Origin of the sequence: Halalkalicoccus sp. CG83 (assembly GCF_037081715.1) — an archaeon.
In the GTDB taxonomy this organism is placed as follows: Archaea; Halobacteriota; Halobacteria; order Halobacteriales; family Halalkalicoccaceae; genus Halalkalicoccus; species Halalkalicoccus ordinarius.
Genome location: NZ_JAZDDH010000001.1, coordinates 1,614,492 through 1,628,506, shown reverse-complemented (window position 1 = coordinate 1,628,506; position 14,015 = coordinate 1,614,492). Strand labels below are relative to the sequence as shown.

15 protein-coding genes are annotated in these 14,015 nt (G+C 68.1%); 5 read left to right on the top strand and 10 right to left on the bottom strand.

What is annotated here, in order from left to right; all coding sequences use genetic code 11:
- Positions 1 to 200: 200 nt before the first annotated feature.
- Positions 201 to 1,490 (bottom strand): PQQ-dependent sugar dehydrogenase, encoded by a 1,290-nt coding sequence (locus V0Z78_RS08405; protein ID WP_336344182.1) that lies wholly within the window; start codon positions 1,488 to 1,490, stop codon positions 201 to 203.
- A gap of 291 nt (positions 1,491 to 1,781) precedes the next feature.
- Entirely contained in the window at positions 1,782 to 3,023 is a 1,242-nt protein-coding gene (locus V0Z78_RS08400) for a polysaccharide deacetylase family protein (protein WP_336344181.1), read from the bottom strand.
- 220 nt (positions 3,024 to 3,243) lie between these two features.
- On the opposite strand from V0Z78_RS08400, the gene V0Z78_RS08395 reads away from it, so the two are divergent.
- The gene (locus tag V0Z78_RS08395; protein WP_336344180.1) at positions 3,244 to 3,807 is read left to right on the top strand and encodes a DUF420 domain-containing protein; all 564 of its coding nucleotides are present in this window, start codon (positions 3,244 to 3,246) and stop codon (positions 3,805 to 3,807) included.
- 108 nt (positions 3,808 to 3,915) lie between these two features.
- On the opposite strand, the gene V0Z78_RS08390 is transcribed toward V0Z78_RS08395, so the two are convergent.
- The 5 genes from V0Z78_RS08390 to V0Z78_RS08370 form a co-directional block, all read right to left on the bottom strand.
- Positions 3,916 to 5,334, bottom strand: a complete 1,419-nt coding sequence (locus tag V0Z78_RS08390) for an amidase (RefSeq protein ID WP_336344179.1) — start codon at positions 5,332 to 5,334, stop codon at positions 3,916 to 3,918.
- Positions 5,331 to 5,651 carry a hypothetical protein gene (locus V0Z78_RS08385; protein WP_336344178.1) on the bottom strand — a complete coding sequence of 107 codons (321 nt, stop codon included), beginning with the start codon at positions 5,649 to 5,651 and terminating at the stop codon, positions 5,331 to 5,333. The genes V0Z78_RS08390 and V0Z78_RS08385 overlap by 4 nt, the downstream gene beginning before the upstream one ends.
- Positions 5,652 to 5,784: 133 nt before the next feature.
- On the bottom strand, positions 5,785 to 7,248 hold the full coding sequence (purF, locus tag V0Z78_RS08380; protein WP_336344177.1) for an amidophosphoribosyltransferase: 1,464 nt from the start codon (positions 7,246 to 7,248) through the stop codon (positions 5,785 to 5,787).
- Positions 7,249 to 7,402: 154 nt separating this feature from the next.
- Positions 7,403 to 7,579 (bottom strand): 50S ribosomal protein L37e, encoded by a 177-nt coding sequence (locus tag V0Z78_RS08375; protein ID WP_336344176.1) that lies wholly within the window; start codon positions 7,577 to 7,579, stop codon positions 7,403 to 7,405.
- The gene (locus V0Z78_RS08370) at positions 7,576 to 7,761 is read right to left on the bottom strand and encodes an LSM domain-containing protein (protein ID WP_336344175.1); all 186 of its coding nucleotides are present in this window, start codon (positions 7,759 to 7,761) and stop codon (positions 7,576 to 7,578) included. Before V0Z78_RS08370 ends, V0Z78_RS08375 begins: the two co-directional genes overlap by 4 nt.
- 120 nt (positions 7,762 to 7,881) lie before the next feature.
- On the opposite strand from V0Z78_RS08370, the gene V0Z78_RS08365 reads away from it, so the two are divergent.
- A complete protein-coding gene (locus V0Z78_RS08365; protein ID WP_336344174.1) occupies positions 7,882 to 8,274 on the top strand; it encodes a hypothetical protein in 393 nt (130 codons plus the stop codon).
- A gap of 48 nt (positions 8,275 to 8,322) precedes the next feature.
- Positions 8,323 to 9,276 (top strand): zinc-dependent metalloprotease, encoded by a 954-nt coding sequence (locus tag V0Z78_RS08360; protein WP_336344173.1) that lies wholly within the window; start codon positions 8,323 to 8,325, stop codon positions 9,274 to 9,276.
- On the opposite strand, the gene V0Z78_RS08355 is transcribed toward V0Z78_RS08360, so the two are convergent.
- From V0Z78_RS08355 to V0Z78_RS08345, 3 genes are read right to left on the bottom strand one after another with little or no spacing between them, the layout of a single operon-like run.
- A complete protein-coding gene (locus V0Z78_RS08355; protein WP_336344172.1) occupies positions 9,273 to 9,461 on the bottom strand; it encodes a hypothetical protein in 189 nt (62 codons plus the stop codon). The genes V0Z78_RS08360 and V0Z78_RS08355 overlap by 4 nt on opposite strands.
- Positions 9,462 to 9,472: 11 nt before the next feature.
- The gene (locus V0Z78_RS08350) at positions 9,473 to 9,856 is read right to left on the bottom strand and encodes a nuclear transport factor 2 family protein (RefSeq protein WP_336344171.1); all 384 of its coding nucleotides are present in this window, start codon (positions 9,854 to 9,856) and stop codon (positions 9,473 to 9,475) included.
- Positions 9,857 to 9,885: 29 nt separating this feature from the next.
- Positions 9,886 to 10,410, bottom strand: a complete 525-nt coding sequence (locus tag V0Z78_RS08345) for a hypothetical protein (protein ID WP_336345172.1) — start codon at positions 10,408 to 10,410, stop codon at positions 9,886 to 9,888.
- Between the two features lie 135 nt (positions 10,411 to 10,545).
- On the opposite strand from V0Z78_RS08345, the gene V0Z78_RS08340 reads away from it, so the two are divergent.
- Positions 10,546 to 10,986, top strand: a complete 441-nt coding sequence (locus V0Z78_RS08340) for an NUDIX hydrolase (RefSeq protein WP_336344170.1) — start codon at positions 10,546 to 10,548, stop codon at positions 10,984 to 10,986.
- A 37-nt stretch (positions 10,987 to 11,023) separates the two neighbouring features.
- Entirely contained in the window at positions 11,024 to 13,930 is a 2,907-nt protein-coding gene (locus tag V0Z78_RS08335; RefSeq protein ID WP_409338682.1) for an AAA domain-containing protein, read from the top strand.
- The last annotated feature ends 85 nt before the right edge of the window (positions 13,931 to 14,015 follow it).

Below are 14,015 nucleotides of genomic sequence, written 5' to 3'. Positions count from 1 at the left end.
CGCCGTCAGGTCCTCCCGAGACATCGTAGCGCACCGCCGAGGATCGGTCGTGTCGTGCCGGTCCGCCGTCAGCGGAACGGACCCGATCGGCCAGGTCCTGCTGGCGTCGTGCTACGGTCCGTAGCCCGTCGTCGCCGTCGACCGCTACCGGGGCGCCCGCCGAGGACTGCGAGACGTTCGGAACCCGCCGTCGAGCGCACTTACGCGGCCGTCAGTCGAACGAGAACGTCGTCCTCGTCCCGTGGGTCCTCGTCGGCCAGTCCGTCGCGGTTCGAGGAGGACGCCAGTACGGTTCCGTCCGGGGCCTGGGCTACGTTACGCAGTCGGCCGAACTCGTCCTCGAGGACGTGGTGGGCCGTCGCCGTGTACGTCTCGTCGAGCCACTCCATGTCGTACCGGGTCGACTCGCCGTCCAACGGGGGCTGATCGGCGTCGGGCGGGCGAAGCGTGACGATCGCGAGATCCCTCCCCTGGAGGGTCGCTACGAGCAGACGGCTTCGCCACTCCGGAACGGCGTCGCCGGTGTAGAGGACGCAACCCGAGGGCGCCCAGGTTTCGTCCGGCCCGGTGTTGAGCAGCGGACGATCGTACTCCGGCCGGTCGACGTACCCGCTCTCGTCCTGTGCGCGTGGCCAACCGTAGTTGGCTCCCGGGGAGAGACGGTTGATCTCGTCCCGGCCGGTCGGCCCGTGGTCGGTGACCAGCGGAACGCCGTTCGGTAGCCAGTCGATGCCCTGTGGATTTCGATGGCCGTAGGTGAACGTCCGCGGATCGGCGTCCGCACCGAGCGACGGGTTCGCCGCCGCCGGAGTACCGTCCGGGGCGAGTCGCAGGACGTTTCCACCGAGTACGGCGGGGTCCTGAGCTACGTCCTCCGTCTTCGTTCCGATCGGAACCCAGAGGTCGCCCTCCGGGCCGAACTCGAGTCGGCCGCCGATCGTGTAATCACCCTCGAGACGGTCGACGAGGACCTCGATCGTCGCTTCGGGCTCCTCGGCACGAGGATCGTATCGCAGGACCCGGTTGTACGACTCCTCGCCGTGGGTGATCGTACCGTAGACGTACAGGAGGGACGGGTCCGGGAAGTCCGGATGCGGTGTGACGCCGAGGAGGTGGTCGCCGAGCCCGCGGTATCGGTCCGTTTCGGGAACGGACGTCGCATCGAGCGGGCCGACCTCGTCGTCGGCGACGGCCAGTACGTCCTCCGTCTCGAATCGCAGCAGCGTCCCGGTCCGCTCGGTGACGAAGAGTTCGCCCGTCGACGTGAACGCGAGGTCCCACGGAACGTCGAGGTTCACGACGAGTTCGGTCGACGCGATGTCCGCCTCGAGCGGTGATTTCGCCGTCGGCAGCCAGTCCTCCTGGATCGCCGACTCCGACGAGTTCGTAGCGTTCGTGGCGTTCGGGGAACTGCGGTTACTCGCCGAGTCGTTCGAGGACCCATCCGCCGGTTCCCGGGTGGTACAGCCACCACCGAGAAGCCCCCCCACTACAGCGAGCACCCGCCGTCGTGTCGACGACGTCCGATCCGGTTCCATTGCCCGAGAGAAACGACCGCACTCACGTAACCTCCTCGATGAGGTTTCCTCCTCGCGTCTCCCGTATCGTCCACGGCGTTCGTTCGTCGAAGGCGTCTCCAGGATTGCCGTGACTACGGGGACCGGAAGCCGTGACGAGATCCGACCGACGGATCGAACGACCCGAGTGCGATTCGTCGGGACGGCACCCAAACCACCCGAACCGGCCGTGCCGTCGCTTCCTCGCGGCTGACGGGTCCGGTTTCAGTAGTACTCGAGCAGCTCTGACGGCGTGATGGGGACCAGTCCGCTGCCGTAGCTGTTGTCCTCGATCCGATCGAGCTGGGCCTCGAAGTCCTCGACGGCCATCCCTTCCTCGCCGACCTCCTCGAAGTAGGGGACGACCACCTGGTTGTGGATGTCCGCCCGGAGGATCGCCGCACGGCTGCTGTCGTAGTCGCCGCCGTTGATCGCGGAGACGGTGTGGCGGCCCGTCGGGGGGATGCCGCTCGAGTTCCCGCCGAAGAGGAAACCCAGCTCGTGTGTATCGCGGAGGACGTTCAGCGTGTCCGTGTTCATCGTGTTGTACGGCGCGAAGAAGTGCCGCGAACCGTCCTCGAAGCCGCGGTTCGCGAGATAGTCGCGGTTGTTCTCGATGACGCGGCGCTGTTCCTCGGCGTCGAGCTGCGGGAGCCGGCCGGCGTGCTGGGGGAACGAACAGACCTCCCAGCCGGCGTCGCGCATCTCGCGGAGCTGATCGATCGAGAGCCGGCCGGAACGATTGAGCAGATCCTGTGAGACCGCCGCGACGCCGGTCCAGCCGCGCTCCTCGAGCAGCGGGAAGACGGTCTCGTAGTGGGACTCGAGTCCGCCGTAGAACGCCATGATGACGTTGCTCTCGTCGCGCGCGGGCGTCGCGCGGAAGTCGTCGACCCAGTACTGGATCGGACCGCCGTCGGGGGCGACCATCTCGAGGCGGACCTCCTGGACCCGTTCGAAGTTCGGGCTCCCGATCCCGCGGGTGTAGCCGAAGTCCACGCGGAACCAGTCGTCGACCCCGGGTGGGAGGTGACGGGTGCTCACGACCCGATCGCTGCTCCCGGGAGCCCGGACGTCGAGCTGTAGCCGTCCGCCGACCGGAGCGGCGACCTTCACCGCCATCGAGAGGTACTGATCCGAGAAGTCGAGCGGCGAGGCGGCCGCCCAGGCGATCGTCGCGACGTCGCTCTCGCTCTCGACGCGCAGCGAGTGTTCGCCTACCACGGCCTCGCTGTCGTCGGGGGTGATCTGGACGTCGCCGCCGGCGAACCAGCCGCCGCCGTCCTGGAAGTCGTCGATCAGCTCCCCGTAGTCGATCGCCGCCGCTGCTGCGCTGCTCTCGTTCTCCTCGCCGCCGTCGCTCTCGTTCCCGCTCTCGTTTCCGGTACCGTTGCTCTCGTTTCCGGTACCGTTCCCGTTTCCGGTGCCGTCGCTCTCGTCTCCGTTCCCGTCCGAGCCGTCATTCATACAGCCTGCCAGGGCTACGGAGGCCGCGCCGACGGTCCCCAGAAACGCCCGCCGGGAAAACGGTCCCCGTCCGTCATCGTTGCCTCGATGGCCCCTCGTATTTCTCGTCGGTTCCATGAATACTATCGACTCGATAGAGCGGTCTGATCGATGTAGTTCTGTCGGCCGAATCTCGTTACGTGTGAGAACGCCTATACTGGTGACTACCCTCTATGCGCGTATGCAACAGCAGGTCCGAGGCCACGTGCCGGCGCTCACCGGCGTCCTGACCGCCGTCTCGCTCGCGCTCGTCTTCGGAGCCGCCCTCGGGTACGTCCCCGCCACCGTCGTTCCCGAGGCGCCCGGCTGGCTCGTCGACGCGATCCCGACCGTCAACGCCGCCATCAGCGCGAGCGCCATCCTCACGATCAGCCTCGGCTGGCACTGGATCCGCACGGGGCGAGTCGAACGTCACCGCGTCGCGATGATCGTCTCGACCGTCCTGTTCGTCGGTTTCCTCGGGCTCTACCTCTACCGCCTAACGCTGCTGGGTGGCCCGGAGCCGTTTCCTGGTCCCGAGACGGTCTATCGGTTCGTCTACCTCCCGCTGCTGGGAGTCCACATCCTGCTCGCGGTGGTCTGCATCCCGCTGCTCTACTACGTGTTGCTGCTCGCGGCCACTCGATCGGTTCGGGAGCTACGCCGAACGTCGCACGCGCGGGTCGGTCGCGTCGCCGCCTCGCTGTGGCTGATCTCCTTCTCCCTCGGCATCGCGGTGTACGCCCTCCTCCACGGCGTCTACTGACGTCCGGAACGCCGCGGGAACGGGCGGATCACACGTCCACCGATCGAGGCCCCATCGAACGCCGTCGGGACGAATTCGGATCGGCGCCGAAGTCGTTCGATCCGCACCTCAGTACCCCTCGAGCGCCTCGATCAGCGTCGCGTGGTCGACGCGATCGGTTCGGCGCTCGTACTCGCATGCCACCGCGAGCACCGTCGTCTCCTCCCAGGCGCGGCCGACGAACTCGACCGCCGTCGGGAGGCCGCGTTCGCCGAACCCGTTCGGCGTCGTGACGCCCGGGAGGCCGGTCACGTTCGCGGCAGCGTTCACCGGCGGCGACGCGAACTGGCCGAAGTACTCGGTCAGCGACTCCTCGATCGGATTCGCCACGGATCCGCGCGCCGGCGCCACGAGCGCGTCGTACTCGGCGAGCAGGGCGTCGAGTTCGCGTTGGGCCCTCGTTCGGACGCGATTGGCGTTGACGTAGTCCCTCGCGAGGACGACCGTCGCGCGGTAGCTCCCGAGCTGGTGGGTCCCGTCATCGAGTTCGTGGACCGCGCCGCTCTCGATCAGGTCCTCGAACGCCGCGGCGGCCTCGGCGTCGATGATCGTCCCCGCCATGGCGGCGAACGGGAGGTCGGGAAGCGAGACGCGCTCGACCGTCGCGAACTCCTCGAGCGTCCCGAGCGTGCGCTCGAAGTTCTCCCGGACGGCCGCCTGTTCGTCCTCGCCCGCCCCCTCGGGGACCGCGACGCGAAAACCGCTCCGTCGGTCGGTCCCGCCGAGACCCCGTTTCGACGACGGCGCCGATCGTCCTCGTCCGGTCTCGCCGGGTTCGGCCATCGCCCGCAGCACGTGCTCACAGCCGCCCACGGCCCGGCACATCGGCCCGACCTTGTCCATCGTCCACGACAGCGCCATCACGCCGTCGCGGCTCACCCGATCGTAGGTCGGCCGAACCGCGTTGACCCCCGAGAACGCCGCGGGCGTGTTGAGCGACCCCCACGTCTCCGTACCGATCGCGAAGCCGACGAGACCGGCCGCCACCGCGGCGGCGGAGCCGCTCGAGGAGCCGCCGCTCCAGGCGTCGACGTTCCAGGGGTTCCGCCCGGGACCGGTGAACGAGGCGTTCGCGCTGTCGTAGCCGAACCCGCCGGCGAGTTCGACCATGGCGAGCTTTCCGACCAACACGGCGCCGGCCTCCTCGAGCCGCGTCACGACGGCTGCGTCCTCGTCGATCTCCTGATCGCGATACGGTTCGGCGCCCCACGTCGTCGGGTACCCCTCGGTCGCGACGAGGTCCTTCACCCCGTACGGGATCCCGTGGAGCGGGCCGCGGTCGTCGCCGGCCTCGAGTTCGTCGTCGAGTCGATCGGCCGTCTCGAGCGCCCGTTCACGCGTGACCGTCACGACGGCGTTCAGCTCGGGTCCGATCCGTTCGAGGCGATCCAGGTACGCCTCGGTGAGCTCCCTGACGGTGAACTCGCCCTCCCGAAGCCGCCGACCCAGATCGTCGACCGAGCCAACGAGGATCTCGTCGGCGATCACCGGTCGTCACCTCGGGCCCGATACGCGCTGAACCCGTAGGCCGGCTCGTCCGCGTTCTCGAGGCCGACCTCCCGGAAGGCGGCCGCCGAGTCGAGCGACCCCTCGATCCCCTCGCGGATCACGTCGAGGTCCTCGTCCTCGAACCGATCGCCGTAGTTCGCGACGACGTACGCGAGCAGCGCCTCCGCGGGGTCGAGCTCCGCCGTGGCCCCTGGTTCGGTCGGTCGTTCCTCGGACTCGTCCGCCGCGTCGGCGTTCGTCGCGCTCGCGACCGCCGTCGCGCCCAGCAGCGCGAGAAAGGTCCGCCGTCGGGTCATCGCGACTTCCTCGTCGATACGGTGGCTCGTGGTATCATGCGACGAGCCTCGGGTTCGTCGGTGACCCCGATAAACGTTGCCACGATAGGGGCCCGCTCGGTGAAACGGATGCGGGATTCGACCGTCGTGTCCGTCAGTCGTCGGCGGGCAGCGACGACTCCGAGATCGACGGTCGCTCGACCTCGCGGTCGGACGCCTCGCCCTCGATGTCGTAGGGGTACTCGCCGGTGACACAGCCCAGACAGAGGTCCTCCCGGACCTCGCCGAGCGCGTCGGCGACGGCGTCGACCGAGAGGTACGCTAGGCTGTCCGCGCCGATCTCCTCGCGGATCTCCTCGGTCGATCGGTCGGCGGCGATGAGCTCCTCGCGCGAGGCCATATCGATCCCCATGTAGCAGGGGGCGACGATCTGCGGGGCGCCGATCCGCATGTGGACCTCCTCGGCGCCGGCCTCCCGGAGCAACGCCACGAGCTGGTTCGACGTCGTCCCGCGAACGATGCTGTCGTCGATCAGCGTCACCGTCCGGCCCTCGACGGTGCTCTTGATCGGGTTGAGCTTCAACCGAACGGCGCGCTCGCGTTCGTCCTGGGTCGGCATGATGAACGTCCGGCCGACGTACCGGTTCTTCATCAGGCCCTCGGCGAACTCGACGCCCTCCGACGCCTCGGCGTAGCCGCTCGCGAACGCCCGTCCCGAGTCCGGAACCGGCATCACCACGTCGGTGTCGACGCTGCTCTCCTCCCAGAGCCGTCGACCGAGCTCGCGGCGGGCCTCGTAGACGAGGGTACCGTCGATCACGGAGTCCGGTCGGGCGAAGTAGACGTGCTCGAAGAAGCAGTGGGCGGTGTTCTCCCGGTCGACGAGCCGGTGGGAGTCGAACCCCTCGCCGTCCTCGTGGAGGACGACCAGTTCGCCGGGACGGACGTCACGCACCAGCTCGCCGTCGAGCGTGTCGATCGCGGCGGACTCGCTCGCCAGCACGTAGCCGTCCTCGAGCTTTCCGATGCAGAGCGGCCGGTTCCCCTCGGGGTCGCGCACGCCCAACACGGTCTCGTCGTGCATGATCGTCAGCGAGTACGAGCCGTGGACCCGCCCCATCGTCCGCTTCACCGCGCGGATGAGATCCTCCTCCAGTAGGTTCCGTGCCAGGTCGTGGGCGATCACCTCGGTGTCGCCGTCGCTCGTGAAGGCGTGACCGAGGTTCTCCAGTTCCTCGCGGAGCTCGTCGGCGTTGACGAGGTTGCCGTTGTGGCTGAGCCCCAGCGACCCGCTCTTGAACGAGACCGAAAACGGCTGGGCACAGGAGCGGTCGAGCCCGCCCGAGGTGGGGTAGCGGACGTGACCGATCCCCGCCGATCCGTTCAGCGCGTCGAGGTCCTCCTGGGAGAAGGCGTCACCGACCAGTCCCCGCTCGACGTGGCCGTGCTGCTGGAACCCGTCGTGAGTGACGATGCCTGCCGATTCCTGTCCGCGGTGCTGGAGCGCGTACAGCGAGTAGTACAGCGGCAGTGCTGCACCGCGCTCGGCGAAGGAGACGCCGACGACCCCGCATTTCTCCGTCGGACCGCCCGCGTCGAACGTTCGCCCGGTGTCCATATCAACGACTCGTCGTCCATCGGTAAAAATCTCGCGTAGCTGGATTCCCGTTCCGTGACCGTGGCGAATCTATACACGGTCGTGCATATTTCGTCGGCAAACGCGCGGCCGTCGCTACGCCGAAGAGAGCGGAGAGAGGAGAGGCGGTCAGTGCTCAGTTGTCGCCGGTCTTCGACTGCCAGGCGTAGCCGCGTTGCTTCTTCGACTTGCCGAACCCGCACGACGAACACTCCTTCTTCTTGGAGTGATACGACTTCTCGCCACAGCGTCGGCACTTGACGTGCGTCGTGATGTTCTTCTTCCCTTGGCTCGGGGTTCCTGCGCCAGTCATGGAGTTATCGAGACCACGTTATCGCCGCGTATAATGGTTGTGTTGTCCTCGTCCTCGATGACGACGTTCATGTGCTGGTCGTACCCGGTGAGCGTGCCGTCGAACTCCTCGCCGTCCTTCAGGCGGACCGTCACGGGATCGCCGATCGCGGCCTCGAGCACGTCAAGCGGTCGTCCACTCATACCCCTACGCGCACCCGATTCTCACTTAAACGTACCGAAAGGAGCGGTCCCGCTCGGCACGGGAACGACCCGGCTCCGGCGTCCAAAACGGCTAAGTGTTCGGTCGGTCCATTCGTGACCATGGGAGAGAAGAAGACTACGGTTTTCGAGATCAACGTCGAGAACCTCGAGTTCAGTCCTAGCGCCAGCGGCCTCGATCGGATGCTCGGTGCCACGGGTAACGAGAACGACGAGGAATCGACCGGTCCCTCGCTCGGCCTGTTCGGCTCCGAGGACGACGGAGTCGATGAGGACGTCGAGATCGACGACGAGGCAGCGACCGAGGTCGACGTCGAGGACGCCGAGGACGCCGAGGACGCCGAGGACGCCGACGTCGAGGACGGAGGCGGCGGGATCGGTATGGTCATCGGTCTGCTTTTCCTGCTGGTCGTCGCCGTGGTCGCGAAGAAGTTCGTCCTCGACTCCGAGACCGAGGAGTACGAGGAGGTCGAACTCTCCGACTACGAGAGCTAGTCTCCGAGAGTCCGAAGCATTTTCTCCGCGCGAATCGAACGTCGGGTCGTGAATCTCCTTCGAACTCTCCGGACGATCTCGGGGGCTTCTGGCGAGGGGCCGGTCGACTGGGACGCCGTCGCGGCGGCGGCGAAGAACGCGACGCCGCCCGGTTCGGTCGATCTCACCCCGACGGAGATCGAGGGGTATCGCGCCGACGTGCGGGCCGCCCGCTCGGCGATCCGTGAGGTCGCGGTCGTCTCGTTCGACCTGCCGCGGACGATCGAGATCCAGAACCGTCACCACTGGATCGACGCCAACGTCTCGACGTTTCGGCGGGTGATGGCCCCCCTCGAGAGCCGCACCGACGCGATCTTTCCGGGCGCCGCTCGCGTGCTCAACACCGCCTCGACGACGCTGATGCTCTCGTTTCTCGGCAAGAACGTCCTCGGCCAGTACGACCCTCTCCTGCTGGCCGACGGCGACCAGGAGCACGCGCTCTACTTCGTCCACCCGAACATCCGCCAGGTCGCTCGCGAACTCGACGTCGACGAGGCGCGCTTTCGCCGGTGGATCGCCTTCCACGAGGTGACCCACGCCGCGGAGTTCGGCGCCGCTCCGTGGCTCCCCTCGTACCTCGAGTCTCAGATGGAACGCGGCGTCGAGTCGCTCGCGGGGGGCGCGTTCGACCGGACGGCGTTTCGCGAGCTCGACGCCGCGATGACGGCCGTCGAGGGGTACGCCGAACTCCTCATGGACCGGGCGTTCGACGACGAGTACGAGGACCTCCGCGAGAAGGTCGAGGCCCGACGTCGGGGTCGGGGCCCGATCGCACGACTCGTCCGTCGGCTGCTCGGCCTCGGGTTGAAGCGTCGCCAGTACGAGCGCGGCAAGGCCTTCTTCGAGGCGGTCGCGGACGCCCGCGGCATCGAGGGCGCGAGCGTCGTCTGGGAGTCCCCAGACCACCTGCCGACGAACGACGAACTCGACCACCCGGAGAGATGGCTCGCGCGCGTCGATTAACGCCCCATCCGGAGCAGGTACCACATCAGACCGGCCCCGACGACGAGGCCCCCTAACACCACGACCGCGGTCTGGAGGAGGGTGGCCCCGCCCGAGATCGCCATCAGGCCGGCCGAGGCGCCGACGAGGGCGACGAACCCGGCGTACAGCCGCTGGGTGCCGGCGCGTCGCTCCTCGTCGCTCATCGGTCCGACCATCACAGTCCCCGAGCGACGCTGACGTGCATCGAGACGAACCGCCAGTCGGCGTCGCCTCCGTCCCCGCGACGCTCGAGACAGCCGCTCCAGCGGGTGTCGAAGTCGTGCCGATCGCCGTCGGCGGTCGTCCAGGCCATCCGGACGTCGTCGCCGAACCAGGCGGTCCGCTCGCGTTCGGTCACGACGAGGTCGCGGCTCTCGACCGTCCAGTCGTCGGTCGTCTCCGTCTGCTCGCGAAGGCCGTCCTCGATCTCCTCGTAGCCGTCGAGGCGCTCGGAGATGCCGAACTTCAGCGCACCCTCCTCCTCGGCGAAGTACGGGTGGAGGGGCTCGCCGGCGCGGAGCGCGTCGTAGTACTCGAGAAGCGTGCTCTCGGCGTCCATGTCGGATCGTCGGCCCGCGCGGACTTAACCTACTGGAACCCGCGGTCGACCTCGTCGCTCTCGATCAACTCGTCAAGTTCGGCGTCGAGCAGCGACTCGGCCTCCTCGAAGCTTTCCGCGAGACGGTCGAGGCTCTCGGGGCGGCCGTAGCCGTCGTACTCCATCGGGCCGAACGCGGGGCTCTCGACCGCATCCATCACGTCCTCGAACAGCGCGTCGGGCGTCGTCGGCGCGTCGGCGTGGGCCCTGATTGTCTCCTCGAGGCGTCTCGCACGTACCTTCGCCTCCTCCTCGTCGCCGGGTGCGGACCGGACGGCGAAGCGACCCTCGCCCTCGGTCGGTAGGAACGAACCGATCTCGTCGTCGAGGCGGCGTGCCACCCGCGTGCCGACGCCCTCGACCGAGAAGGGGTTTCTCGCGTACGTCTTGATCTGGTAGACGCCGGCTCGCGGGTGGCCGAGATAGAGGTCCGTGCCGAGCCCATCCGCGCGTTTCCCGCCGGCCGCCCGCCAGCCGTCGGGGTCCTCGCCCGACTCGACGACGTCCTGCACGATGCTAGGTCACTCGCGAATCCGCATGCCGGCCGTTCTCCGCCGACCGGCAAGCGGGTGTCGGCCAGGCTCCGCACTCGCTCGGGTCGACATCTGCAGCCGAAACGGTTTATTCGCTGTACGAATAACGTGAGGGGTATGTCAGGTCTGGGATCGGCCTACTCGCAGAAGGCCTACGCGTACGTCACGAGACGGACCGACGAGGAGGGAGACCAGCTACTGGTGTTCCGCGAGCGCGCCGATCCGGACGCCGGCGTCCAGGTTCCGAAGGGCGGCATCGACCGCCACGAGACCCCCGAGGTCGCCGTCCGGCGTGAGCTTCGTGAGGAGTCGGGGATCGCCCACGACTCGCCGGTGTTCCACCTCGCCTCCGACCGGTGGCGCCGCCCGGACGGGAAACGCGTCGCGCGGCACTTCTTTCACATGCACGTCGAGGAGTCGCGCGACGAGTGGGCCCACGAGGTGAGCAGCGGCGACGAGGACGACGGGCTGATCTACGACCTCTCCTGGCGACCGCTGCCGCTCTCGAACGGCCTGGCGAAGGGGATGCACGCCTACGTCCCGCTGTTAGGGCGGTAACCGACAGCGTTTTTCGCGGCGCCGGCCTGGTTCGACCGTGCAGATACGCGGAACCGTCATCGACCCCGGCGAGCGACGGAGCGTTTCGACGCAGTACGGTGAACGGGAACTCGCCGAGCCGCTCGTCCGGATCGATGACGTGAAGGGACGCGACACCACGCAGGGGGCCGAGGATCGACGGAAATCCTCCGGAAGTGAGCGGCGTGGAGCTTCGCGATCCTCGTCGGATCCGGAATCCGACGGCGGAGTGGAACGCCTCGAAGGCGAGCGATCGGAGGTCATCGGCAGGGAGTTCACGGTCACGCTCTGGGGAAAGTGGGTCGAGACGGCCGAGCTGCTGGAGCCGGGGATGGAGCTGCTGGTCACCGACGTCGAGGAGACGGAGTTCCGTGGCGAGCGCGGTTATGCCACGTCGAAAGGGTCGTACGTCGTCCTCGAGCCGGACTTCCTCGTCAACGTCACCGACGTCCGCTCGTGGGTGCAGTGTCCCCGGATGTACTACCTGAACAAGCTCTCGGGCGTGCCGCTCAACTACCCCGTCGTGAAGGGGACCATCGTCCACGAGGTGTTCGGCGACCTGCTCCGTGGCCGGGAGTTCGACGCCGCGGTCGAGGACCGGGTCGCCGAGGCGGGTCTCGAACTCGGGCTGCTGGAGAAGTCGGCCGCGGAGGTCGAGGCCGACGTCCGCGCGAACGCCCGCGCGATCGACGGCTGGCTCTCGCAGGGGACCTTGGGGGAGGAGGACGACTGGCGGAGCGAGTACACGCTGATCAGCGAGCGCTTCGGCATCAAGGGCCGGGCTGACGCGCTCCGGCGGGGGATGCCCGTCGAGCTGAAGACGGGGAAGAACACCAATCGCGATCCGCGCTTCCAGGACAAGATCCAGGCCGCCTGCTACGCGCTGTTGCTCGAGGAGCGCGGCGGCGTGGACAGCGAGACGTCTTCGACGTCTCGGGCAGCCGGAGCCAACGGCTCCGGCGATAGCGCGGGACGAGGTCCCGCTGGCAGCCGGACGGCGTCCGGCGACACGGAGCCGCCAGACACCGGTACGCTTCTGTATACGAAGAACTCCGCACTCGACCGGAACGAGGCGACGGGCGACCTCTCGCCGGCCAAGGAGTTCTCGATCGGACACGGGCTGCTCGAGTTCGTCGTTCGGACGCGAAACGAGATCGCCGCCATGGAGCACGGCTTCGGCGTGCCGACGGGCTACGAGGCCGACGCCAAATGCGAGTACTGCTTCGAGCAGGACACCTGCATGGTGGTCTCCGGACGCCTCGACCAGGAGTCGAAGGCCGGGAAGATCGCGAGTGCCCTCCCCGAGCACGAGCGCGAGTACTTCGATCGGACCTACCGCCTGATCGAGGAGGAACGCCGCGAGACCCACCGCGAGTACGCGAAGCTCTGGGAACAGACCCCCCAGGAGCGCGCCGACGACGACCGCGCGCTGATCGGCCTCGAGCCCGTCAGCGAGACGATGCGCGAGGACGGCCGCTGGGAGCTTCGCGCCCGCGGCTCCGGTGCCGTCTCGAAGCTCCGCGAGGGCGACGTGGCGCTCGCGAGCGACGGCGATCCCATCCGAGGCCACGCGGAGCTCGCGCGAATCGAGCGCCTGGGCGAGGAGGTCGTCGTCGCGACCGACGAGCCGGTTCCGCTGAGACGGCTCGACGTCTATCCCTCGGACATGAGTTCTGACGGGATGCTCACGGCGCTCCACGACGCGCTGTTGAAGGGCGACCCCCGCAGGAAGGCGGTGCTGTTCGGCGAGGAGGCGCCCGAGTTCGGCGAGAGCGAGGAGACGTTCATCGGGAACAACGCCTCCCAGGACGAGGCCGTCAGACAAGCCGTCGCCGCCGAGGACTTCGCGCTGATCCACGGCCCGCCGGGAACCGGGAAGACCTACACCATCGCCCGGACGATCCGCGCGCTGGTCGAGCGCGGCGACCGAGTGCTGCTGTCGGCCTTTACGAACCGCGCGGTCGACAACGCGCTGGAGGCGCTTCGCGACCAGGGCTTCACGGAGTTCGTCCGCTTCGGCACCGAACACGGGGTGCGCCCGGACATGCAGCCGTTCCTGCTCGAGCGTCGGGGCGATCCCGAGGAGCGAGCACGGGAGCTGCGCGAGGCGTCCGTCGTGGCCGCGACGACCGCGAGCTGTGGCTCGCGGATCATGCGCGAGCAGGAGTTCGACGTCGCGCTGGTCGACGAGGCCTCCCAGCTCACGGAGCCCGCGACGCTCGCGGCGATCAATCGAGCGAAACGGTTCGTCCTCGTCGGCGACCATCACCAGCTCCCGCCCGTGGTCCGCACGGAGAACGAGCTCTCGCGGTCGCTGTTCGAGCGGTTGATCGAAACCCACCCCGAGGCGGGTGTGATGCTCGATCGCCAGTACCGCATGGCCCAGCGGATCCAGTCCTTTTCCTCGCGTGAGTTCTACGACGGGAAGCTCCGGCCGGCGACGGGAGCAGTCGCCCGCCAGCGGATCGACGACCTCGAGAGCGTCTCGTTCGAGGCGCTCCCCGAAGCCCTCAGAGAGCGAGCGTCGTTCGTCGACGTCGAGGGCGACGACGGGAGACACACCGACGAACGGGAAGCGGGGCGGATCGCCGAACTCGTCGAGCGGTTCGCCGAAGCGGGCGTCGACCCGGCCGACATCGGCGTCATCGCACCCTTCCGCGCGCAGGTGACGACGATCGACGGACGGGTACCCGAGGCGGTGACGGTCGACACCGTCGATCGGTTTCAGGGATCGAGCAAGGAGGTCGTGATCGTCTCGCTGGTCGCGAGCGATTCCGCCGACATGGAGGGACCGATCTTCGACGACTACCGCCGGGTGAACGTCGCACTGACCCGGGCGAAGAAGTCGCTCGTCCTCGTCGGAACGGGCGACGCGCTCCGGTCTGACGACCTCTACGGGCGGATCGTCGACTGGGCAGAGCGATGATCGACCCACCAGTTCGGTCCACCCGACACGAGACACGGCTCCGTCTCTAGCTTATCACGACCGGTGACGTACGTACAGCCGTAGT

Coding starts and splice junctions, on each gene's coding strand:
- V0Z78_RS08375 (WP_336344176.1), bottom strand. CDS start 7,579: ATGACTGGCGCAGGAACCCCGAGCCAAGGGAAGAAGAACATCACGACG.
- V0Z78_RS08370 (WP_336344175.1), bottom strand. CDS start 7,761: ATGAGTGGACGACCGCTTGACGTGCTCGAGGCCGCGATCGGCGATCCC.
- V0Z78_RS08400 (WP_336344181.1), bottom strand. CDS start 3,023: ATGAATGACGGCTCGGACGGGAACGGAGACGAGAGCGACGGCACCGGA.
- V0Z78_RS08395 (WP_336344180.1), top strand. CDS start 3,244: ATGCAACAGCAGGTCCGAGGCCACGTGCCGGCGCTCACCGGCGTCCTG.
- V0Z78_RS08355 (WP_336344172.1), bottom strand. CDS start 9,461: ATGAGCGACGAGGAGCGACGCGCCGGCACCCAGCGGCTGTACGCCGGG.
- V0Z78_RS08385 (WP_336344178.1), bottom strand. CDS start 5,651: ATGACCCGACGGCGGACCTTTCTCGCGCTGCTGGGCGCGACGGCGGTC.
- V0Z78_RS08340 (WP_336344170.1), top strand. CDS start 10,546: ATGTCAGGTCTGGGATCGGCCTACTCGCAGAAGGCCTACGCGTACGTC.
- purF (WP_336344177.1), bottom strand. CDS start 7,248: ATGGACACCGGGCGAACGTTCGACGCGGGCGGTCCGACGGAGAAATGC.
- V0Z78_RS08350 (WP_336344171.1), bottom strand. CDS start 9,856: ATGGACGCCGAGAGCACGCTTCTCGAGTACTACGACGCGCTCCGCGCC.
- V0Z78_RS08365 (WP_336344174.1), top strand. CDS start 7,882: ATGGGAGAGAAGAAGACTACGGTTTTCGAGATCAACGTCGAGAACCTC.